Raw genomic sequence first — 21,903 nt, 5'->3', positions numbered from 1 at the left:
GCTCAAGGCCTCACCTACCTTTACAAAAAACAGCCTACTTAGCGACTTATCGGACGTTACAATCCAAGTCCCTAAGTCCCTAAGACCCTAAGTTCCAAAAACACGATGCAAGAGTCGCCTAAGTACTGGAAGGGAATTGAGGAACTGGAGAACTCACCGGAGTTCGTGAAGAATGCACTCTCTGAGTTTGCTGACTTCATGCCGATGAAGGAAACCCATGGCACCTCGGATGCCACGGTGGCCCCGCGCCGCGACTTCCTCAAGCTCATGGGTTTCGGTTTAGCTGCCGCCACCCTCGCCAGTTGCGAAACCCCGATCAAAAAGGCTATTCCCTACCTCAACAAACCAGAAGAGGTTGATCCGGGTATTGCCAACTTTTACGCCTCTACCTTCTTCAACGGCCAGGATTACAACAGCGTGCTGGTGAAAACCCGCGAAGGTCGTCCGATCAAGCTGGAAGGTAACCCCGAGTCACCCATTACCCGGGGTGGTTTGTCGGCCCGCGCGCAAGCTTCCGTTCTGAGCTTGTATGATGGCGGCCGTCTGCAGCATTTCGCCAAGAAGGGCGCTAAAATTGACAAAGATCAGCTGGACCAGGAAGTGCGTAATGCACTGGCTGGGGCAGGTCGTGTTGCTATTGTATCGCACACTATCATCAGCCCTTCTACCAAAAAGGTAATTGCGGAGTTTGCTGGTCGTTTTGCAGGTACGGAGCACGTGATGTACGACGTGAACTCGGTATCTGGCCTACTGCGCGCCAATGGCGGTGCGCTCCCAGCCTACGACTTCAGCAAGGCTGATGTTATTGTAAGCTTCGGCGCTGACTTCCTAGGTACCTGGCTGTCCCCAGTTGAATTTGCCCGTCAGTACATAACCAACCGTAAAGTTTCGAGCGAGAAGAAGACGATGTCGCGTCACTTCCAGTTCGAAAGCAATATGTCTCTGACCGGCTCCAATGCCGATGTGCGCGTGCCGCTGAAGCCCTCTGAAATGGGTGAGGCTGTACTGGCCGTGTACAATACTGTTGTAGGTGGTGGTAGTGCCTCTTCTTACACCGATAAGCGCATCCAAACTGCTGCTGCTGAACTGGCCAAAGCTGGTTCGCGCGGTTTGGTTGTGTCAGGTTCCAATGACCCTGCAGTGCAGGCACTGGTAACGGCCATCAACCAGCGGTTAGGTTCGGCTGCCGTTGACGTGGCTAATCCTTCGATGGTTCGCCAGGGGGATGACGCCAAGATGAGCAACCTGCTCAAGGCTATCAGTGCAGGTCAAGTTGGGGCAGTTATCTTCTATAACGCCAACCCGGTATACGACCACCCAATGGGTGCCGAGCTGGCAGCTGCACTGAAAGCTGGTAAGGTTCGCACGACCATTTCGCTGAATGACCGCCTGGATGAAACCGGTGAGTTGTGCACCTACGCCGCTCCCGACCATAATTTCCTGGAATCGTGGAATGACTACGAGCCCAAGCGTGGCTACCTGAGCTTGGCTCAGCCAGTGATTACTCCACTATTCGCTACTCGTCAGGCTCAAGATTCCTTGCTGACTTGGGCTGGTAACCCTACTACTTATTACAACTACCTCCGTGCTCAGTGGAAAGCTGTATTAGGAGGAGACTTCAATAAGGCCTGGGATAAGGCAGTACACGATGGTGTAGCCATGGGTACTGCTGCTCTAGCAGCTCCCGCCCCAGCAGCTCCGGCTATGGACGCTGCTGCTGCTATTGCTGCCATCAAATCCGCTCCGAAACCCTCGGGCATCGAGTTGATGGTGTATGAGAAAGTAGGTGTCGGCAGTGGCGCTGATGGCAACAACCCTTGGCTGCAAGAGTTGCCTGATCCGGTAACCAAGGCTACTTGGGGTAACTACGTAACTGTGCCACGCGCATACGCCGAAGCCCAGAAGTGGAAACAGGATGATGTAGTGACTGTAACGGCCAACGGCAAATCCGTTCAACTGCCTATCCTTATTCAGCCTGGTCAGGCTGCCGGTACGGTAGGTATTGCTCTTGGATACGGTCGCGTTAATGCTGGTAAAGTTGGTAACGGCCTCGGCAAAAATGTTCTGCCGTTGCTGGCCATGCGCAATGATGCCATCAGCTACGCAACTGCTGTTACCCTAGCCGCTACCGGAACTCAGGAGCCGATTGCTCAAACGCAGACGCACCACACCATTATGGACCGTAAGCCGGTGGTGCAGGAAGCTACGCTGGCCCAGTATATCAAAGACCCCAAGGAGGTTACGGAATACGAGAAGATTTCGACTCCGGAAGGGTTACAGAAGCCTAACAAGGTTTCTTTGTGGCAAGACTACGAGTACAAGAACCACCATTGGGGGATGGCCATCGACCTCAACTCCTGCATCGGCTGCGGCTCTTGTGTGGTGGGTTGCCAAGTAGAGAACAACGTAGCAGTAGTTGGTAAGCAGGAGGTAATCAACCGTCGCGAAATGCACTGGATGCGTATCGACCGGTATTACAGCTCTGATGCCCACAAATCAGACTTCGATACCAAAGGCAAGCTGGATACATACGCAGCCATGGAAGACCCCTCTGAGAATCCCTCAGTAATCTTCCAGCCCATGATGTGCCAGCATTGCAATCATGCTCCTTGTGAAACGGTGTGCCCAGTACTGGCTACTACGCACAGCTCGGAAGGGCTGAACCAGATGACCTACAACCGTTGCGTTGGTACTCGTTACTGCGCTAACAACTGCCCATACAAGGTTCGTCGCTTCAACTGGTTCTCGTATTACACCAACGAGAAGTTTGAGTCGGTAAACGGTCACATGTTCACGGATCTTGGCCGGATGGTTCTGAATCCGGATGTGACAGTGCGGGCCCGCGGGGTAATGGAGAAATGCTCGCTTTGCGTGCAGCGTATCCAACTCGGCAAGCTGGAAGCCAAGAAGCAAAAGCGTCGTCCGCAGGACGGAGAAGTTGTTTCGGCCTGCGCCCAGTCCTGCCCCACGCAAGCCATCGTGTTTGGTGATATGCGGGACCCCGAGTCGCGGATATCGAAGCTGCTTCGCCGTGAAGATGGTGAGCGTGCCTTCCACGTCCTTGATGCCATCAACGTACAGCCGAACATTACGTACCTGACGAAGATCCGGAATACGGAAACTTCGGAGTTCAACGCCTAGAAACCGAGCCACGGGGGAGGGCAGGAGCGCCCACCGCACTACAGCCCTCCCTCACTATTCCTTTAAGTCCAAAAAACTATGCAGCACGTATCGCCTGTACGGGAGCCGCTCGTTACCGGGGGGAAAACGTACCACGACGTCACGCAGGACGTGTGCCGCCAGGTAGAAGCCGCCCCGAATGTTCGGTGGATGGCCGCCCTGAGCGTTGCCCTCCTGCTCCTTGGCGTCTTCTTCTACTCCGTGTACCGCACTCTGTGGTACGGTATCGGGGAATGGGGCCTGAACAAAACCGTTGGCTGGGCCTGGGACATCACCAACTTCGTGTGGTGGGTAGGTATCGGTCACGCCGGTACACTGATTTCGGCAGTTCTGCTGCTGTTCCGTCAGAAGTGGCGTACCTCCATCAACCGTGCGGCTGAAGCCATGACGATTTTCGCCGTAATCTGCGCCGCCATGTTCCCGGTTCTGCACATGGGTCGTCCGTGGCTGGCCTTCTGGGTTTTCCCGCTGCAAAACACCTTCGGTTCGTTGTGGGTAAACTTTAACTCTCCGCTGCTGTGGGACGTGTTTGCCATTTCGACCTACTTCACTGTGTCGCTGGTGTTCTGGTACACGGGTCTGGTACCCGACTTTGCTACCATCCGTGACCGGGCGAAGGGGCCTATTGCCAAAGTAGCCTACTCGCTGCTGAGCATGGGCTGGAAAGGCTCGGCCAAGCACTGGTCGCGCTACGAAACGGTTTCGCTGATTTTGGCGGGTGTTTCGACGCCGCTGGTACTGTCGGTACACACCATCGTATCCATGGACTTTGCTACCTCGGTTGTACCGGGCTGGCACACCACCATCTTCCCGCCCTACTTCGTAGCCGGTGCTATCTTCTCCGGTTTCGCCATGGTACTTACGCTTATGCTCATTACCCGGGTAGTGTTCAAGCTGGAAGACTATATCACCATCGAGCACATCGCCCTCATGAATAAAATCATGATGATTACGGGCTCGATTGTAGGCGTAGCGTACATCACGGAGTTTTTCATTGCCTGGTACTCGGGCGTAGAGTTTGAACAGTACGCCTTCATCAACCGGGCTACTGGTCCTTACTGGTGGGCTTACTGGTCGATGATGACCTGCAACGTAATCACACCCCAGCTGGTGTGGATCCGTCGGGTGCGTTACAGCATCCCATTGACTTTCATCTTATCGATCATCGTGAACATCGGGATGTGGTTCGAGCGTTTTGTAATTATCGTAACCTCCCTGCACCGCGACTACCTGCCTTCTAGCTGGGCTATGTTCTCGCCCACTATCATTGATATCGGCATCTACGTTGGTACCATTGGCCTGTTCTTCACCCTGTTCTTGCTGTTTGCCAAGTTCTTCCCGGTAATTAACATGGCAGAAGTGAAATCGGTACTGAAGTATACCGTGGATAATGGCCCGACCTATACCGGCCATGATGCCGCCCACCACGCTCATCAGCCTGCCACCACCCACGGAGTGCCTGCCTCGGCCTCTGTAAACTACGATAAGCATGACTAAGCGCTTCGCCCTCGGCATCTTCGACGACGAAGACGTGCTGCTGCACGCCGTTGAAAACGTCCGCGACGCGGGTGTTAAGATCTACGAAGTTTTCACGCCGTTCCCCATCCACGGAATGGATGATGCTCTCGGTATTGAACGTTCCCGCTTACCCATTGCGGCCTTCTTCTTCGGCCTGACAGGTCTGTGCTTCGCTTTGTGGCTGCAGATTTACACGCTGGGCTTCGATTGGCCGATGATTATTGGTGGTAAGCCTCACATTGCGCTGCCTTCCTTTATTCCGGTATCGTTCGAGTTAACAGTACTCTTCTGCTGCCACGGTATGGTAATCACATTCTATACCATCAGCAAGCTGTACCCGCGCTGGAAAACGCCGGTTCTGGATGTCCGTTCTACCGATGATAAGTTTGTAGTGGCCATCGAAGTGAATGAAAACACGGATATGACCAAGCTGACCCAGTTGCTGCGCGATAATGGTGCTTCGGAGGTGAACCAAAAAGAAATGTCCAAGTTCTAATGACGCATTCGCTGAAATTAACTCTGCAAGCGTCGGCGGTTCTGCTGGCATCGGTGTTCACCACCGCCTGCAACCGCGCCGATGACCCCGGCCTGGAGTATGCTCCAGAAATGTACGAAGGTATCCCGTACGACCCCCTGCGCCAAGTAAATGCCAATACGGTTAATCCCATGGGCATTAACGAGCGCACCCCTGCAGTTGGTACTGTCCCCCGTGGAAAGCTCAACTACTACACGCACATTGCCAAGGAGGATGTGGCTACGGCTGAAACGTCCTTGCGCAATCCTTACGCTTACTCCAAAGCCAATCTGGAAGAAGGTAAGGTGTTGTACCTGCGCAACTGTCAGCATTGCCATGGCGAACAAGGTGATGGTCAAGGGCCAGTAGGAGCCAAGTTCAAAGGTGTGCCAAACTATTCGGCTGGCGCTTACAAAACCATGAATGACGGCCATATCTACCATGTAATCCAGTGGGGTAAAGGCCGCATGATGCCTCACGGTTCTCAAGTGAATCCGGAGGAGCGTTGGAAGATTGCCATGTACGTCCGTGCTCTCCAACTGGGCAAAGGCCCTGACGGACTTGCTGACATCGTGAAGTCAGGTAGTTCTAATGCCAACGTACCTACTGCTGACTCAACTTCGACCACTGGTCAGATGAAGGAAAATCCCACTGAGGCAGGTTCTGATAAAGCATCGGAAACTCCCGGACAAGGTGACAAGGCACGAAACGGCACGGCTATTTAACCTACTTCTATGGCAACTCTGACGCATCAAGAGAGCGTTACGGCTGAACACCTGGAGGTTTCGCCGGGCACCCGTAAAAATTTCATGCTGATTATCGTAGCAGGCGTAGTTCTGCTGGTAGCCGGCATCATCATGTCCATGATGGGTATTGGAGCTGCGCACCACGAAGGTGCCGCTGCTGCCCACGGTGCTGCTCACGGAGCTGCCGAACACCACGGTAGTGCTCCTTGGCTTAAGCGCCTAATTGTAAGCTTATGGCATAACAACGTATTCTTTACCGGGGTAGCCTCCATTGGTACGGTGTTCGTTGCTATTCAGTACGTAGCTTACGCAGGCTGGTCGGTATTAGTGAAGCGAGTAGCTGAAGCACTCAGCGCGTGGCTCATACCCGGGCTGGTAATCATGATTGTGGTGTTTGCCATCAGCTACTTCACGCATGATATCTTCCACTGGACTATGCCAGGTATCATGGACCCTAAGTCGGAAAACTACGATGCCATCATTGCGGGCAAATCGGGTTTCCTGAATATGCCCTTCTATGTTGCCCGTATGATCATCTTCCTGGGGCTGTGGGCATTCTTTACCAAGAAACTACGTGACCTGTCGCTGGCAGAAGATCTGAATGGCGGTACGGAGTACTTCCATAAGAGCATCAACACAGCAGCACTGTTTCTGGTAATCTACGCTGTATCATCGCCCATTGCGGCCTGGGACTGGGTTATGTCTATCGACACGCACTGGTTCTCAACCATGTTTGGCTGGTATATCTTCGCCTCTTGGTGGGTATCGGGTCTGGCTGCTATTACGCTCTGCACTATTCTGCTGAAGCAGGCAGGCTACTTGCGGTGGGTGAAAGAAGGCCACCTGCACGACCTCGGCAAATTCATGTTTGGTTTCAGCATTTTCTGGACCTACGTATGGTTCTCGCAGTTCATGCTGATCTGGTACGCTAACCTTCCCGAAGAATCGGTTTACTTCAACCAGCGCCTAGGTGGGTTCAACGGTCAGTATACTTGGATGTTCTTTGGTAACCTGTTTATCAACTTTGTGTTTCCCTTCTTAGTGCTCATGACTCGTGATGCCAAGCGTCAGATGATCATGCTCAAGATTGTAAGCATTGCCATCCTGATAGGGCACTGGTCGGACTTCTATTTGGCTATCATGCCCGGAACGATGAAGGCTGAAAACGGGTTTGTAATTGAGATTGGAGTAGCCTTGATTTTCCTGGGGGCTTTCCTTACGCTCATGACCAACCGCTTGGCGCAGGCATCATTGGTGCCAGTTCATCATCCGTTCCTGGATGAAAGCGTCCACCACACTACCTAAATTTGAAGAAGCTAGGAATTGGAAGCCAAGAGTGAGAATACTCTCTAATTTGACTTCCGGTTCCTAGCTCTTAGCTTCTAACTTCTTTCCAAATGACTACTCTTGGTATTCTTCTGGTGCTGGTGTTGCTGCTGGTCGTGTTTGGCCTGCTGTTCCGCCTCCAGATCCTGACCTCTATTTTCTCGGGCAGTTCTACCCGCGAAGTAGGCGTTAGCAACCGCGTAAATGCCATCCTGTTTATCATCTTCTTGGTAGTTGGTGGAGCGGCCTTTGCTTGGTCGTTCGTTGACAGCTACGACAAGATGAACCCCCCCATTGCATCCGTGCATGGCCATGCTACTGAGCGCATGTTCTGGACGACAATGATTATCCTGGGCATCGTATTTACGCTGACTCAAGTTCTGCTGTTTGTATACTCTTACAAGTACCAGCATAAAGAAGGTCGTCGTGCTTTCTTTTTCCCCCACAACAACAAGATTGAGGTTATCTGGACGATCATCCCTGCCATCGTAATGGCTGGTCTGGTATTCGCCGGGTGGAAAGAGTGGACGCGCATTACTGGTCCCGCTCCTAAAGATGCCATTGTTGTGGAAGTGATGGGCAAGCAGTTCAATTGGCTGGTTCGATACCCCGGCCGCGACCAGAAGCTAGGTCTTGTGAACTACCGACTGATTGATGCTACAAACGAATTCGGGTTTGACCTGAGTGACCAGAACGGCATCGATGACTTTGTAGCACCTGAGATTCACGTACCAAAAGGTCACCCAGTCTTGCTAAAGATTCGCTCCCGCGACGTATTGCACGCAGTATATATGCCGCACTTCCGCGTGCAGATGTATGCTGTACCCGGCATGCCCACAAAGTTCTGGTTCACTCCAACCAAAACTACCGACGACATGCGTGCTCAGTTGGGTAACCCTAAGTTCAACTACGAACTAGCCTGCAATCAAATTTGTGGCCGGGGGCACTTTGCCATGAAGCTGAACATTGTGGTAGATGAACCGGACGACTACGTAAACTGGTTTGCTGCTCAGAAGTCGTTCTCGGAGCAGAATCCTGACGTACTGGCTACCTTCAAACAGAAAGGTGCTAAGCCGGTTGTAAAAGAGGCTGCTGCTGTTGTTCCGGCTGCTGCCAAAGCTTCGCTCTAACTTATTTAACTGCACGCTTCATTTATGGCTGCTAATTCTCCTACTCAAGTGCAAGGCGGTATCGGGGCAACCGAGCCGGGCGTTTCGCACGATGAGCACCTGCACCACGACGAGCACCATGATCATCATGAGCAGGGCTTCCTCGAGAAATACGTATTCAGCACTGACCACAAGTACATTGCCAAGCAATTCCTGATTACGGGTATTTTCTGGGCTATCATCGGAGGTACGCTGTCGAGTTTGTTTCGTTTGCAACTTGGTTGGCCTGAGGCTACGCTGGAATGGCTGAAGCCTTTCCTGGGCAAATGGATTGAAGGTGGTAAACTCAACCCTGAGTTTTACCTAGCCCTCGTTACTATGCACGGCACCATCATGGTGTTCTTCGTACTGACAGCTGGTCTGTCGGGTACGTTCTCGAACTTCTTGATTCCGCTGCAGATTGGTGCCCGTGATATGGCATCGGGTTTCATGAACATGCTCTCGTACTGGTTCTTCTTCATGTCGAGCGTAGTAATGTTCTCCTCCCTGTTCATCGAAACCGGACCTGCTGCTGCCGGCTGGACAATCTACCCGCCGCTGTCAGCCCTACCGCAAGCGATTTCGGGTTCGGGTGCGGGTCAGACGCTGTGGCTGGTTTCGATGGCTCTGTTCATTGTGTCGCAGTTGTTGGGCGGTGTTAACTACATCACTACCGTAATCAACCTTCGGACGCAGGGCATGAGCATGAGCAAACTGCCCCTGACGATCTGGGCGTTTTTCCTGACGGCTATTCTGGGTCTGCTTTCATTCCCGGTGCTGTTCTCGGCCGCTCTGCTGTTGATCTTTGACCGTTCGTTCGGTACTTCATTCTTCCTGTCGGACATCTACATTGCTGGTAAGGCTCTGTCGAACACGGGTGGTTCGCCGATTCTGTTCCAGCACTTGTTCTGGTTCCTAGGTCACCCCGAGGTGTATATCGTAATCATGCCTGCTATGGGCATGGTATCGGAAATCTTGGCCACCAACGCTCGTAAGCCCATCTTCGGCTACCGTGCTATGATTGGCTCCCTCTTGGGTATCTCGTTGCTGTCGTTCATTGTGTGGGCTCACCACATGTTCGTAACAGGCATGAACCCCTTCCTGGGCTCGGTGTTCATGTTCCTGACGCTGATCATTGCGGTACCTTCCGCCGTGAAGACCTTCAACTGGCTGGCTACGCTGTGGCGCGGTAATATTCGCTTCACTACAGCCATGTTGTTCTCTATCGGCTTCGTGTCACTGTTCATTGCCGGTGGTCTGACGGGTATTGTACTTGGCAATGCTGCACTGGATATCCAAATGCACAACACGTACTTCGTGGTAGCTCACTTCCACTTGGTAATGGGTTCTTCGGCATTCTTCGGTTTGTGGGCTGGTGTTTATCACTGGTTCCCCAAGATGTTTGGCCGCATGATGGATGAGAAGCTGGGGTACATCCACTTCTGGCTGACGTTTATCGGTGTATACCTCGTGTTCCTGCCGATGCACTACGTTGGTATTGCCGGCTTCCCCCGCCGTTATTATGCTTGGACTGGTTTCGACAGCTTCAGCCAGTTTGCTGACCTGAACAAGTTTATTTCGGTAGCGGCTATCGTAGCCTTCATCGGGCAGTTCATCTTTATCTTCAACTTCTTCTACAGCATCTTCCGTGGTCGTCGGGCAACCGAAAACCCCTGGAACTCGACGACGCTGGAGTGGACAACACCAGTGGAATTGGGGCATGGCAACTGGCCTGGCGCAATTCCAGCCGTGCACCGTTGGCCCTACGACTACAGCAAGCCAGGTGCCGCTGAAGATTTTATTCCTCAGCATATCCCTCACTCGCAGACGCAGTCATCTAACCTGCCATACGAGAAAGAAATGGAGTAGTGCTTTCGGGCACCAGCCTTCTAAAAACGGGCCGCTGTATACACGGCGGCCCGTTTTTCTTTTCCTAGGGGGAACCGGTTCGGCAGCGCCGGGCAAGGTTCCCCCTTTGGCATTATACAGACTGCGGTTTTTAGTCTGCAAAACTTTCACCTTAACAAGTAGGTATGTCGACTCCTTCTTTTGTGCGCCGCTTTCGGTTTTGGGGAATCCTAACGGTAGTGTCCGTATATGTGCTAATTTTAGTTGGCGGAGTAGTGCGAAGCACGGGTTCCGGCATGGGCTGCCCTGATTGGCCCAAGTGCTTTGGTAGCTGGATACCACCTACCCATATCAGTCAGCTCCCAGCCAACTACAAAGAAATCTATACAGCACAGCGGGTAGCTAAGAACAAAAAACTGGCAACTCGTCTGGAGCAGATGGGCTTCAAACAGGTGGCAGGAGACATTTTCGCTCATCCAACGCAGTACATCGAAACGGACTTCAACCCAGTAAAAACCTGGATTGAGTACGTGAATCGGTTAGTGGGCGCCTTGATTGGGGTATTTGTATTTGGCACAGCGGTATTCGCGTTACCTTACTGGCAGCGGGATAAAGTTGTGTTCTGGCTGGCGTTCGGGTCTTTTTTGCTTACTGGTGTGCAAGGCTGGCTTGGCTCTTTAGTAGTATCTACCAATCTGTTGCCCATTATGGTTACTATTCATATGGGGCTGGCACTGCTGATTGTGGCCATGCTACTGTATGCCGTAGACCGCTCTCAGCACAGTGCGGCGGTTGATGTAGACGCAGTGCGGCCAGTAGCCGGGCTGACGATGGTGCTGGGAGTAGCAGTACTACTAACTTTTGTACAGATTGTGCTAGGCACTCAAGTACGGGAGCAGATTGACTTGATTGCAGCAGCGGCTAACTATGTGGGTAGAGCTGGTTGGGTGGAGCAGTTGGGAAATATATTCAAGTTTCACCGCTCGTTTTCCGTTGTGCTGCTGCTCTTGAATGGCTACCTGGCGTATCGGCTCTATTCCTTGCCTTCCCGACGATTGCACGGGCTGGCTACAGCTATTCTGGTACTGATAGGAGGGGAGATACTGGCGGGAGTTGTGCTGGCCTACTTGGCTTTCCCGGCTGCCGTACAGCCTGTGCACCTCACACTAGCCACTTTGCTGTTCGGAGCACAGTTTCTGGCAGTAGTTGCTTACCGTCGGGCCACTAAGTTGCGGCGGCAGGTGGCTACTCCGGCTGTTGTTGCGTAACTTTGCGGCCCCGTTTGGCGGACTTTTTCGCCGCGCAACCTGTTTTCAACAGTTGATGAGCAAGGCTAGGGCTTTTTTCCAGTTACTAAAATTCCGGCTGGCTCTCACAGTAGCCTTTTCCAGTGCCATTGGGTACCTGCTGGGGGCACATGAGCTGGATTGGAGTCGTGCCCTGCTGGTGATGCTAGGGGGCTTGGCTGTAACAGGGTCAGCTAATACCATCAATCAGATTTTTGAGGTTGATCTAGACCGGCAGATGAAGCGTACTGCGCAACGGCCGCTGCCGCTGGGCAGTATTACAGCCGCTGAGGCCTGGGTGTTTGTAGTAGTGCTGGGAGTACTTGGATTGGGCTTGCTCACGTATTTCTTCAATCCGCTGGCCGCCGCACTGTCGTTGGTTTCCCTGATTCTGTACGGCTTTGTGTATACCCCGCTGAAAACCATTTCGCCGGTGTGCGTTGCTGTAGGCGCTATTCCGGGTGGGTTGCCCCCCCTAATTGGCTGGGTAGCCGCCACCGGTTACCTGGGAGTTGAAGGATGGATCTTGTTTGGCATTCAGTTCATGTGGCAGTTCCCTCATTTCTGGGCTATTGCCTGGGTGCTGGATGACGACTACAAGAAGGCTGGCTTCAAAATGCTGCCTACCCCCGGCAAAAAGGATTTGCGCACGGCTTTTCAGATCATGACCTACACGCTGGTTCTGATACCCTTGAGCCTGCTGCCGTTTTATTTCCGCATGACGGGTACTACCTACCCAATGGTTGCAGCTATTTGTGGGGTGCTGTTTCTGATGCAGACGTTCTACCTGATGCGCACCGTGAGTAAGAAAGCTGCTATGAGCATCATGTTTGGGTCGTTTCTCTATCTACCCATTGTACAGATTGCCTTAGTGCTGGATAAAATCTAAGAAGTAAGAAATGAAGCACAGACGGGGGACAAAAGGACCCTGCCAACTGTTTTTATAGCGTCTTATTTCCCACGTTGTACGTTCACTTCTGAAAATATGCATCCTTCCGAAGCTCTAAATACCAAGCAGCCCTCTACCGGCATACACCCGGCCCGCTTCCTGCTGATGCTGATGATGGTCAGTGTCTTCATGATTTTTGCGGCCTACACCAGCGCCTACATTGTGCGGCGTAACGAGGGCAACTGGCTGGAGTTCAGCTTGCCGGCTGGTTTCCTGCTCACAACCATCGTTATTGCGCTGAGCTCCGGCACCATGCAGTGGGCGTGGCTGGCTGCCCGCAAGGATAACCTAAACCAAGTACGCATAGCATTGTCAGTTACCCTGGCACTGGGCGTGGCCTTTCTGATTGGGCAGTGGCTGATGTGGAACCAGCTGGTAGACCAGCGCATCTTTTTTGCGGGGGTTGATGCCAACCCTTCTGGCTCATTTCTGTATGTATTAACTGGCGTCCATGGTTTTCACCTGATTACTGGCCTCATCTTTTTGCTGGTAGTTTTGCGTAAAAGCTTTAAGTATCAGGTGCATTCCCGCCAGATGCTCTCCATTGGCAACGTAACCATTTACTGGCACTTCCTGGGCGCGCTTTGGTTGTACCTGTATTTGTTCCTACTTTTGAACCACTAGAATTTCGTCAACCCCGCACGCTATGTCCACCATTTCCACGACGCAGGCCATTTCTGATTCCGCCCTGGATAAGCCGCGCACCGGCACCTGGGACGGTGGGAACGAGCCCTTCAACGCGAGCTACGGCAAGCTGATGATGTGGTTCTTCCTGTTGTCGGACGCCTTCACGTTCGCCGCCTTCCTGACCACCTACGGCCTGATCCGTCACCGCCATTTGGCCTACGAAGGTACCCCTGAGGCCTTTACCTTCTCCACCAACTACTGGCCTATCCCCGAGAAGGTATTCAACTCCTTCCCTGGCCTGCACGGCGTAGATTTGCCGTTGGCGTTTGTGGCGTTGATGACGATGATCCTGATTTTCTCGTCGGTGACGATGGTACTGGCCGTAGAGGCTGGCCACCGCTTCGATAAGAAGGACGTGCAGAAATGGCTGCTGTGGACGATTTTGTTCGGTACCATCTTCGTTAGCTGCCAGGCTTGGGAGTGGAGCCACTTTATTGGTGGCACGGATGAGGGTACGCTGATGAACGATGGTACCCGCTTCTTTGGTGCTAACCTAGCCGCCAACCAGTACGGCCCGGTTCTGTTTGCTGACCTGTTCTTCTTTATCACTGGTTTTCACGGTACGCACGTATTCTCGGGTATCTGCCTGCTGATTTACTGCTTCATTGCTACCACCAACGGTACCTTTGAAAAGCGCGGCCACTACGAGATGGTGGAGAAGATCGGCCTCTACTGGCACTTTGTAGACTTGGTGTGGGTGTTCGTTTTCACCTTCTTCTATCTGGTTTAATTTCCTGGCATACCTGAGCAGCTGAGTAACCCTAATTGGTTGTTCAGCTGCTCGCGTTTTTGCTTCCTAACTCCGTTACGACTAGAACTCATGGCACAGCACGCGCCGCAGCACCCCACTCACGTAGGCGAAATTCCGAAGCCTAACACTGCTTGGATCTGGAAAACCTTCTGGGTTATCACGGCCATTACGGCCCTCGAATTTGCTATTGCCTTCGTGATGCCCGCCAGCACGCTGCGCAACAGCATCTTCATCATCCTGACCATTTGCAAGGCCTTCTTTATCGTGGCCGAGTTCATGCACTTGAAGCATGAGACTAAAGGTCTGATCTGGACAATTCTGATTCCCATGTCTCTGTTGATATGGCTGCTGGTTGCGCTTATCACCGAAGGCAACGCTATTCATAAAGCCATTTTCTAAGGCATGAAGCCCCAACAAGTTCTGCTGTTGGGCCTCATTCTGCTTGTTCCGGTACTGGCTTTTCTGTTTCTGAAGAGCTTTGGTACCAACCGTTACGCGCTGCCAACTTACCTGCCCGACCGTGTGGACTCCACGCAGGTAGGCGGGAAGTGGCAGCGCGATACTGTTTTTCACCAAATCGGTGATTTTCGGTTTGCGTCCCAATCGGGGCGAGAAGTGACGGGAGCGGAATTGCGCAAGAATGGCCTGTACGTAGCCAGCTTCTTTTTCTCGACCTGCCCGGGTGCTTGCCCGCGCCTGAACAGTCAACTAGTGCGGGTGCAGGAGAAATTCCGCCAAGATCCTCGGGTACGGTTAGCTTCTTTCACCGTTGATCCAGCCACCGATTCTGTACAGGTACTGGCCCGTTACGCGGAGAGCTATGGCGCCATTGCGGGTAAATGGTTTTTCCTGACCGGTGACAAAACGGCGCTGGACCGGTTAGCTATTGAGGAGTTTCGTTTGCCCGCGCCTACCGGCAACGGCCCGGCCCTGGTACACAGCCAAATCGTGTTTCTGGTGGACCGCAACGGGCAGGTACGGGGCCGCTATGAGGGTACCAATGAGCGAGACATGAACCGGCTCATTACTGAAATTGACGTTCTGCTTTACACTTATGAACATCCCTGAACCAACTGCCAATCCGGCTGGCTTCACCAAGTACAAAGTGATAATGGTGGCTTTGGCCGCTATTATTCCGGTAGCGGTAGCCATTCTGTACTTTTTGCCGGGTGTCTTTGTCATTCCCGGCTTGGATGTGAAGATGCTGCCCGGAGTAAACGCGGTGTTAAACTCATTGACGGCCGTGTTTCTGGTAGCCGGGTACTGGTTTATTCGTCGGAAGAATGTGGCCGGACACCGCGCCATGATGGGGCTGGCTTTTCTGCTGGGCTCCTTATTTCTGCTCTCGTATGTGGCGTATCACTCACAGGTACCCAGTACTAAGTTCGGCGGGGAAGGCATCATCAAAGGGGTGTACTACTTCATTCTGCTTACGCACATTCTGCTGGCGGCCATAACAGTGGGGCTGGTGCTGTTTACCCTATACTTTGCCCTAACCGAGCAATTTCAGAAGCACCGGCGCATTGCCCGCTGGACCTATCCGGTGTGGCTGTACGTGTCGGTGACGGGTGTAATCGTGTACTTCATGATTAAGCCTTACTATCTGTAAAATAGCAGTAGTTGAACAGCAGTTGCCGAACCACCGGCTCATGGTGGCGGTTATAGAAATACAACTTTTGACGAAGAGCATGAAAAAGACGGTAGTTGGAGGGTTGCTGACTATGCTAATAGCAGCGTTGTTGAGCGTGCTGCCTTTATCGGTGCAGGCCCAGTGTACCATGTGTAAAACGCAGGTAGAGGCCTCGCGCCAGGAGAAAGACGGCTACGACACTACGGGCCTCAACAAAGGAATTTTGTATCTGATGACGATTCCGTACGTACTGATTGGTACCGTTGGCTTCTTCTGGTACCGGCACAGCCAGCAGCAGAAGAAAAAGGCCGCCCAAGCATAGCATATGGACTCAACCCTTGTTAGTATCCTGCAACAGCGGTGTCCCCGGTGTCATCAGGGGCCGCTGTTCAAGCATTCGGCCCTCAACGTGGCCCGCTTCACCGAGATGCCCGAAGCTTGCCCCGTATGCGGGCAGGTATACGAGCCGGAGCCGGGATTCTACTGGGGTGCTATGTACATCAGTTTTGCCTTTTCCACGGCTATTATGCTGGTGGTGGGCTTTGCGGTGTACTACTTGCTGAACGACCCTGATACGTGGGTATACATCACGGCCGTGGCCGTTGTGGCCCTGCTACTTACGCCTTTGAGCCTGCGCTATTCCCGCACTCTGATGCTTTACTTGTTCGGGGGTGTGCGCTACGACGCTAGCTACGCTACCCGCCGCCTGTAAGCACACTGATCAAGCTGGTTAGGAAATGCCGCCCCAGGGCGGCATTTTTGTTTGGTATCAAGGTTGTAGTATTACTCAGCTCACTAGCTGTCCTTTCTGTTGAAGATTCTGCGTTCTATTCCGGTGATGCTGTTGGCACTGGCGCTCCTGTGCTTCGCGGGCTCATACTTCAGCAACCGCCACAGCCAGAACCCTACCGTAATGTTGCGCGCATCGGCCACTCGCCTGCAGGAAGTGCTGATGGAGGCTGAGCTGACGGGGGAACGGGAATCGACGGATTTGTTGCAGCGCCTAGCTACGGGCCGGGTGAGTTTCCGCAGCCTAATTAGCCATACCACCTATCCTACGTTCATCTTCCGGGGAGAGCAGGTGGTGTATTGGTCAGACCACGCAGTGCGGCCCGATGCGGAACAGGCCCTGCAACGCTACCATGAACGGCTGCTGGAAACGCGCTTCGGCAAGTTTCTGGTGCTGCGCCACGTCGAGGATCCGTACGTGGTACTGACCTACATTCCACTGGAAATCAGCTACGGCATCAGTAACCGCTACCTGCGCGAAGGCAACGGCCAAGGCCTGTTTCAGGGGCAGAATGTGCGGCTGGTGGTGGAAAAGCCCGGGCCGGAAACGGGGCTGCCGCGCCTATCCTCCAACGAAGGCAACTACTTATTCTCCATTGAGAGCCTGCAGGCGGCTCCGATTACTGGTAAGTACCTCACACTGCTGCTACTGGTTGCGGGAGTAGTGGCGTACGTGCTCGGCTGGGTACTACTGGCCCGCCAACAATTTGCGCAGGGCCGAGTGTGGCAAGGGGCTTTGCTGGTACTGGTACCGCTGTTGCTGTTTCGGGCCGTGCTGCTCTATTCGGGCCTGCCGTTTTCTCTGCTAGAGATAGGATTGTTCGACCCCCGGGTGTACGCTGCCTCCTTACTGTCTCCCTCCTTGGGCGACCTATTACTGAATGCCCTGCTGCTGCTGGTAATGGCCTGGTATGCGCTGTTGTTGTTCAGGCGCTACAAATTGCGGCGGTTTGCACTGAACGTACACGGGTGGCGGCTCCGGGTGCTGGTGGGCGGAATCATTGTAGTGAGCTTTTATGGCTTGCTGGTTCTGCTGTTCGACTTCTACACCAGCAGCTTCAGCAACTCCCTGCTCATTCTGGATATCACCCAGGATATACAGTTTAGTTTTTATAAGCTGCTGCTGGGCCTTGCCATTGTGATGCACACCGGAAGCTTCCTGATTGGGTTTTACATGCTGGCCCAGTTGTTTGCAGCGGTTGTTCGCCCCTCAACCCGGCGCGTTGGCGTGCTGCTGCTGTTGGTGTTAGGGGCACTGTTTTTAGTGCTGGGCTTAGGGCTGCACCTGGTACACGCTACGTTGCTGGGCCTCACGCTGCTATTCTTCCTGATTCTGCGGCTTACCGGGCTGAAGTCGATAGGCGCAGTGCTGCCCTACCAGGTGTATCTGTTCATCTTCCTGATGCTAGGCATAAGCTCCGCGGTGGGGGCCCTGGCGCTGTATGAGCATTTCAACCGGCAGTTGCAGCTTAACAAGCAGAATCTGGCCAGCAACCTGCTAACCGATAATGACTTGCAGGGAGAATACCTGCTAGTGGAGCGCGGCCAGGAAATGGCCCAGGACCCGGTAATGCGCACCATGCTGGCCAGCCCGTTCGTGAACCTGGACTTGATCCGGCAGAAAGTAGTGAAGTATTACCTGCGCGACTACTTTGATAAGTACGAGGTGCGGGTGATGCTCTTCAACCCCGAGGGTCGCGGCGTTGCCATTGGCGGCTCTTTGGCCACTACCCGCGAGTTCCTGCTACGCAACGCCCGGCCCACCGACCACCCCAGCATCTTTCTGGTGCGCGACAACGGTACGGCGTTCAGCTCGCGGCGGTATGTGGCCTTTGTGCCGGTGCCTGCCCCAGAAACCGCTCAGGGTACCAGTACTATTGTGCTGGAGCTGACGCTGAAAAAGCTCACTACCAATAGCGTAGTGCCCGAGTTGCTGGTCGAACAGAAGTTTTTTCAGCCTCGTCTGGGCACGGAACTGAGCTACGCCGGCTACGAGAATAGTCGGCTGGTGTACAGTGAAGGAGACTTCGACTACGTAAACCGCCTGCCTCCTAGCCTGTTCCGGGATGCGCGGCTGTATTCTACTGGCCTGGCTCTGAACGGCTTTCACCACCTGGCCGTGCGCGCCACCGACCAGTCGGGGCGGGTAGTGGTGGTGACTACGGCTACTTATTCCTTTTCAGACTGGCTGGCCAACTTCTCGTTTCTGTTTCTGCTATTCAGCTTTTGCTGGCTACTGCTGATGGGGGTAGTGGTGGTGTTCCGGGGGCGGTACCGGGAGCTGCTGCGAGCCAACTTCAGCACTAAAATCCAGCTGTTCCTGAATTTTGGGGTGCTGGTGCCCCTCATTGTGGTGAGCGTGGCCATAGCCAGCCAGGTCACCAGCTCCTATAAGCGGGACTTGCGCCGCGCCTACCAGCGCCGGGGCCAGGCAGTGCAGGAAAACTTGCTGGAGAATCAAAACCTGCTCAGTGACGCGGCCAACCGCTCCGATTTGGTGGACCTGGCCGAAAACGTGGCAGCCCTTACCGAAACCGACCTTAACCTCTACGATGCCGATGGGCAACTACTAGTAAGCAGTCAGCCGCTCATTTTCGAGGCCAACCTGCTCAGTACCCTCATGAACCCCCAGGCGGTGGCCGCGCTGGCTGAAAACGGGCAGCCTCGGGCTTTGCTCACGGAACGGGCCGGCACCTTATCGTTCAACACGCTGTATCTGCCGTTGCGGGCCCGCACGTTTCAGCAGGGGCGTCCGGGGCCAGTGGTGGGCTACGTGGGCATCCCGTTCTTCGATTCGGAAAAGGACCTGGACAATAAGCTCACGGAGCTGCTGAGCACGGTATTAAACGTGTTTACGCTCATGTTCATCCTGTTCCTGGTGCTGGCCTTCGTGGCCTCCCGCATCCTCACTGAGCCGCTCAAGCTCATCACCGAGAAGCTGAAGCAAACTACCCTCACTGGCCAGAACGAAATGCTGGCCTACGAGTCGGAGGATGAGATTGGGCTGCTGGTGCGCGAGTACAACCAGATGCTGCTGAAGCTGGAGGAAAGCAAGCAGGAGCTGGCTACTCAGGAGAAAGAAGCGGCCTGGCGCGAAATGGCCCGGCAGGTGGCCCACGAAATCAAGAACCCGCTTACGCCCATGAAGCTGAGCCTGCAGTTTCTGCAGCGCGCCATCCACGACCAGCGCCCCAACCTGGACGAGCTGATGAACAAGGTTTCCCAGACGCTCATCACCCAGATTGACGTGCTGACGGACATTGCCACCTCCTTCAGCAACTTCACCAACCTGCCGGCCATGCGCCCCGAGCGGCTGGACGTAGCGCCCATTCTGCGCCGCTGTGTGGGCCTGCACCAGGGCGGGGCCGGGGGCGGCAGCATTCAATTGCAACTGCCCGAGGACGCCGAAACAGGCCGCTACGTGGTATTTGCCGATGAGAGCCTGCTGGTGCGCACTTTCAACAATTTGCTCATCAACGCCCTGCAAGCCGTGCCGGCCGGCCGCACCCCCGAAATTGTGGCTGCTTTGGAAGCCGTGGGCGCTGGCCGGGTGCGCATTAGTATCCAGGATAACGGTACGGGTATTCCGGAGGAAGTCCAGAGCAAAGTATTCGTGCCCAACTTTACCACCAAAGAGAAAGGCTCGGGGATTGGGCTGGCAGTAGCCCGGCGCGGTATTGAAAGTGCCGGCGGCCACATCTGGTTTGAAACCGAGGACGGCCAGGGCACGCAGTTTTTTATTGAATTGCCCCTAGCGGGCTGAGCGGTGAGTGGAAAAGTAGGGTAAAGCGAGCGGGAGTATTGTACGCGGGGCAAAGTGAATAGTGAAACCAGCATGGTGAATATAACCAGCAGAACGTCAGCTTGAAGCCTGATGATTGGCGCTTACAATTTCTTGAAAATCACTACTGCCACTTTGCCTAATTACCTCTGAGTGTTATATTTTTACTAGAGCTATTGCACCAAATGTGTAGTTAGCTCTGTCCGACAATTGAGGCGCCCTAAGCCCCTTCGTCTCCAGTCACTAAAGTCCCTTTTTTGATTTCAGCAACTTAGCGAGAAGAGTTACGTGCACAGGAACGCAAAGACATGTGGTCGAGCTATTTAGGCCGGTATAAATCGTAAATACACGTTTGATACAATGACCCTACTCGAGCGGCCAGCTAGTAGGTAGGCGCTTTTTATATGGGCATGAGCATTCTGACGCATTTTGGTGGAGTAATGCTCGGTGACGTGCGCTGCAGCCGGCGAAAGCAGCAGTTGGCGGCGGGTTGAGTGTTTCATAAGAGTCAGTTAAAGAATAAAGAATTGTATGTTGAATTAGAAAAGTATTTATAAATTCTTGTAATTATACATTTATCCTATATTTGCTCCTCAACCACATTTCAAATCATCTTATGTACAAGAAACTCAAAATAAGCCTCTTGGTATTATGCACGCTGCTGGGTGTCGTAGTTACTTCATGTCAGGACAATAGCAAAGATGTTGCACCTATCACCGAAAGTCAAACGCCTAAAAGCGTTGACGACCTTATCCGTGCGATGGCAAACGACGACCTCGTGCGGGAAGACATTCTAAAGGACGCCAGCTACCTGAGCAAACATATGCTGTGGTTCCGCAGCCTGACCCGGAAGGAGCAGAAAGCAAACTTAAAATCTGTGAGCCAGAACGTTAGTGACCCTGCGCATACAGCAGAACAACAAAAAGCTTATTTCACGGGTGCCCAGGCTCGTCGGGCGGAAATTGCAACTCGCTATCCAGAACTGGGCAAGCTTGATGAGAAGGGTCTTTCCCGCGTGTGGAGCGAGGTAGTCGGGACAATTGTCACCGACCCGGAAACGTTGAACAGTATGGTGGATGGCAACTGTTACGGGAGATACCGTCAGTGTGGTTCTACCGATGCTTGCTACAGGGATTATATATTGTGCGAATACTGGATTGATATAACACAGTAGCCTGACATATTGGTCTCTTTCACTATGAGATTCGCTCTACAAAGTCACAGTGAGCACAGACGCATTTCGATAAGGTCGCTTTAGGTCTACTCGTGACCCGATCCAGCTCATAATGGGACTATACATCTAGTAACCCAAAAAGCGCGCCAGCCAGTAGGCCGGCGCGCTTTTTGGGTAAGGCCAAGCTAGTAATAGCAGGGCTTTTTTAGTTTAAAAAGAGCTATTCAATTCCCAATTCACAGCTTGCGCAACCTTTCTGCGTATCAATTAAGCTTGTTTTCTGCTACGTGTAGGGTTTAATCAAACTATGACGATGGAACATATACCGCGCCATCTGTTTCTAAACGGCAGTGGTGGCCTTGGTTAAAAGTTTGGTACAAAGGTTAATCGGCAAATATCTCAGAAGTCTCGCTGAGTTGCAAGACGTAAGTGATGCAATAGTAGAATCGAGTAGTTATCAGCGCAAGGCACTTGCTCTCAGCAATCGACGTACAGTTTTGCGTTACACTAGCCGAGTTAACGGTACGTTGATTGCTGAACAAATCTTCTGTACCAAATGTAGGGCCATTGCACCAA

General features: G+C 53.2%; 18 protein-coding genes. All 18 read left to right on the top strand.

The features are described 5' to 3' along the window. Nucleotides 1-105 precede the first annotated feature (105 nt). The 18 genes from ABIB60_RS09020 to ABIB60_RS08935 all read left to right on the top strand — a co-directional run bounded on the left by ABIB60_RS09020 (nt 106) and on the right by ABIB60_RS08935 (nt 21,327). On the top strand, nt 106-3,141 hold the full coding sequence (locus ABIB60_RS09020) for a TAT-variant-translocated molybdopterin oxidoreductase (protein WP_354579293.1): 3,036 nt from the start codon (nt 106-108) through the stop codon (nt 3,139-3,141). Nucleotides 3,142-3,219: 78 nt separating this feature from the next. Then, on the top strand, nt 3,220-4,677 hold the full coding sequence (nrfD, locus tag ABIB60_RS09015; RefSeq protein ID WP_315998583.1) for an NrfD/PsrC family molybdoenzyme membrane anchor subunit: 1,458 nt from the start codon (nt 3,220-3,222) through the stop codon (nt 4,675-4,677). Then, a complete protein-coding gene (locus tag ABIB60_RS09010; protein WP_315998584.1) occupies nt 4,670-5,194 on the top strand; it encodes a DUF3341 domain-containing protein in 525 nt (174 codons plus the stop codon). Before nrfD ends, ABIB60_RS09010 begins: the two co-directional genes overlap by 8 nt. Further along, nucleotides 5,194-5,937: a c-type cytochrome gene (locus ABIB60_RS09005; protein WP_354579290.1), complete on the top strand. Its 744-nt coding sequence runs from the start codon at nt 5,194-5,196 to the stop codon at nt 5,935-5,937. Before ABIB60_RS09010 ends, ABIB60_RS09005 begins: the two co-directional genes overlap by 1 nt. Nucleotides 5,938-5,946: 9 nt before the next feature. Further along, the gene (locus ABIB60_RS09000) at nt 5,947-7,263 is read left to right on the top strand and encodes a quinol:cytochrome C oxidoreductase (RefSeq protein ID WP_354579289.1); all 1,317 of its coding nucleotides are present in this window, start codon (nt 5,947-5,949) and stop codon (nt 7,261-7,263) included. A gap of 92 nt (nt 7,264-7,355) precedes the next feature. Continuing rightward, nucleotides 7,356-8,414, top strand: coding sequence for a cytochrome c oxidase subunit II (locus tag ABIB60_RS08995; protein WP_354579287.1), 1,059 nt, complete (start codon nt 7,356-7,358; stop codon nt 8,412-8,414). Between the two features lie 24 nt (nt 8,415-8,438). Continuing rightward, complete coding sequence (locus ABIB60_RS08990; protein ID WP_354579286.1) at nt 8,439-10,301, top strand: cytochrome c oxidase subunit I; 1,863 nt, start codon at nt 8,439-8,441, stop codon at nt 10,299-10,301. Nucleotides 10,302-10,465: 164 nt separating this feature from the next. After that, entirely contained in the window at nt 10,466-11,548 is a 1,083-nt protein-coding gene (locus ABIB60_RS08985) for a COX15/CtaA family protein (RefSeq protein WP_354579284.1), read from the top strand. A 55-nt stretch (nt 11,549-11,603) separates the two neighbouring features. Continuing rightward, complete coding sequence (cyoE, locus tag ABIB60_RS08980; RefSeq protein ID WP_354579282.1) at nt 11,604-12,455, top strand: heme o synthase; 852 nt, start codon at nt 11,604-11,606, stop codon at nt 12,453-12,455. Nucleotides 12,456-12,551: 96 nt separating this feature from the next. Continuing rightward, nucleotides 12,552-13,139 (top strand): cytochrome c oxidase subunit 3, encoded by a 588-nt coding sequence (locus ABIB60_RS08975; RefSeq protein WP_354579280.1) that lies wholly within the window; start codon nt 12,552-12,554, stop codon nt 13,137-13,139. A gap of 22 nt (nt 13,140-13,161) precedes the next feature. After that, nucleotides 13,162-13,932 (top strand): cytochrome c oxidase subunit 3, encoded by a 771-nt coding sequence (locus ABIB60_RS08970; protein ID WP_315998592.1) that lies wholly within the window; start codon nt 13,162-13,164, stop codon nt 13,930-13,932. Nucleotides 13,933-14,022: 90 nt separating this feature from the next. After that, complete coding sequence (locus ABIB60_RS08965; RefSeq protein ID WP_315998593.1) at nt 14,023-14,352, top strand: cytochrome C oxidase subunit IV family protein; 330 nt, start codon at nt 14,023-14,025, stop codon at nt 14,350-14,352. Between the two features lie 3 nt (nt 14,353-14,355). Continuing rightward, a complete protein-coding gene (locus ABIB60_RS08960; protein ID WP_354579279.1) occupies nt 14,356-15,021 on the top strand; it encodes an SCO family protein in 666 nt (221 codons plus the stop codon). Continuing rightward, complete coding sequence (locus tag ABIB60_RS08955) at nt 15,008-15,562, top strand: DUF420 domain-containing protein (protein WP_354579277.1); 555 nt, start codon at nt 15,008-15,010, stop codon at nt 15,560-15,562. Before ABIB60_RS08960 ends, ABIB60_RS08955 begins: the two co-directional genes overlap by 14 nt. A gap of 79 nt (nt 15,563-15,641) precedes the next feature. Next, complete coding sequence (locus ABIB60_RS08950) at nt 15,642-15,905, top strand: CAMCR motif-containing small membrane protein (protein WP_315998596.1); 264 nt, start codon at nt 15,642-15,644, stop codon at nt 15,903-15,905. 3 nt (nt 15,906-15,908) lie between these two features. Further along, on the top strand, nt 15,909-16,295 hold the full coding sequence (locus ABIB60_RS08945) for a DUF983 domain-containing protein (RefSeq protein WP_354579275.1): 387 nt from the start codon (nt 15,909-15,911) through the stop codon (nt 16,293-16,295). A 99-nt stretch (nt 16,296-16,394) separates the two neighbouring features. Continuing rightward, complete coding sequence (locus tag ABIB60_RS08940; protein ID WP_354579273.1) at nt 16,395-20,135, top strand: sensor histidine kinase; 3,741 nt, start codon at nt 16,395-16,397, stop codon at nt 20,133-20,135. Between the two features lie 634 nt (nt 20,136-20,769). Next, nucleotides 20,770-21,327, top strand: a complete 558-nt coding sequence (locus tag ABIB60_RS08935) for a hypothetical protein (protein WP_354579272.1) — start codon at nt 20,770-20,772, stop codon at nt 21,325-21,327. Nucleotides 21,328-21,903 lie beyond the last annotated feature (576 nt).

Origin of the sequence: Hymenobacter sp. UYP22 (assembly GCF_040547285.1) — a bacterium.
Taxonomy (GTDB): domain Bacteria; phylum Bacteroidota; class Bacteroidia; order Cytophagales; family Hymenobacteraceae; genus Hymenobacter.
The sequence above is the reverse complement of the archived record's forward strand: the minus strand, read 5'-3'. Positions and strand labels throughout refer to the sequence as shown.

Coding starts and splice junctions, on each gene's coding strand:
- ABIB60_RS09020 (WP_354579293.1), top strand. CDS start 106: ATGCAAGAGTCGCCTAAGTACTGGAAGGGAATTGAGGAACTGGAGAAC.
- nrfD (WP_315998583.1), top strand. CDS start 3,220: ATGCAGCACGTATCGCCTGTACGGGAGCCGCTCGTTACCGGGGGGAAA.
- ABIB60_RS09010 (WP_315998584.1), top strand. CDS start 4,670: ATGACTAAGCGCTTCGCCCTCGGCATCTTCGACGACGAAGACGTGCTG.
- ABIB60_RS09005 (WP_354579290.1), top strand. CDS start 5,194: ATGACGCATTCGCTGAAATTAACTCTGCAAGCGTCGGCGGTTCTGCTG.
- ABIB60_RS09000 (WP_354579289.1), top strand. CDS start 5,947: ATGGCAACTCTGACGCATCAAGAGAGCGTTACGGCTGAACACCTGGAG.
- ABIB60_RS08995 (WP_354579287.1), top strand. CDS start 7,356: ATGACTACTCTTGGTATTCTTCTGGTGCTGGTGTTGCTGCTGGTCGTG.
- ABIB60_RS08990 (WP_354579286.1), top strand. CDS start 8,439: ATGGCTGCTAATTCTCCTACTCAAGTGCAAGGCGGTATCGGGGCAACC.
- ABIB60_RS08985 (WP_354579284.1), top strand. CDS start 10,466: ATGTCGACTCCTTCTTTTGTGCGCCGCTTTCGGTTTTGGGGAATCCTA.
- cyoE (WP_354579282.1), top strand. CDS start 11,604: ATGAGCAAGGCTAGGGCTTTTTTCCAGTTACTAAAATTCCGGCTGGCT.
- ABIB60_RS08975 (WP_354579280.1), top strand. CDS start 12,552: ATGCATCCTTCCGAAGCTCTAAATACCAAGCAGCCCTCTACCGGCATA.
- ABIB60_RS08970 (WP_315998592.1), top strand. CDS start 13,162: ATGTCCACCATTTCCACGACGCAGGCCATTTCTGATTCCGCCCTGGAT.
- ABIB60_RS08965 (WP_315998593.1), top strand. CDS start 14,023: ATGGCACAGCACGCGCCGCAGCACCCCACTCACGTAGGCGAAATTCCG.
- ABIB60_RS08960 (WP_354579279.1), top strand. CDS start 14,356: ATGAAGCCCCAACAAGTTCTGCTGTTGGGCCTCATTCTGCTTGTTCCG.
- ABIB60_RS08955 (WP_354579277.1), top strand. CDS start 15,008: ATGAACATCCCTGAACCAACTGCCAATCCGGCTGGCTTCACCAAGTAC.
- ABIB60_RS08950 (WP_315998596.1), top strand. CDS start 15,642: ATGAAAAAGACGGTAGTTGGAGGGTTGCTGACTATGCTAATAGCAGCG.
- ABIB60_RS08945 (WP_354579275.1), top strand. CDS start 15,909: ATGGACTCAACCCTTGTTAGTATCCTGCAACAGCGGTGTCCCCGGTGT.
- ABIB60_RS08935 (WP_354579272.1), top strand. CDS start 20,770: ATGTACAAGAAACTCAAAATAAGCCTCTTGGTATTATGCACGCTGCTG.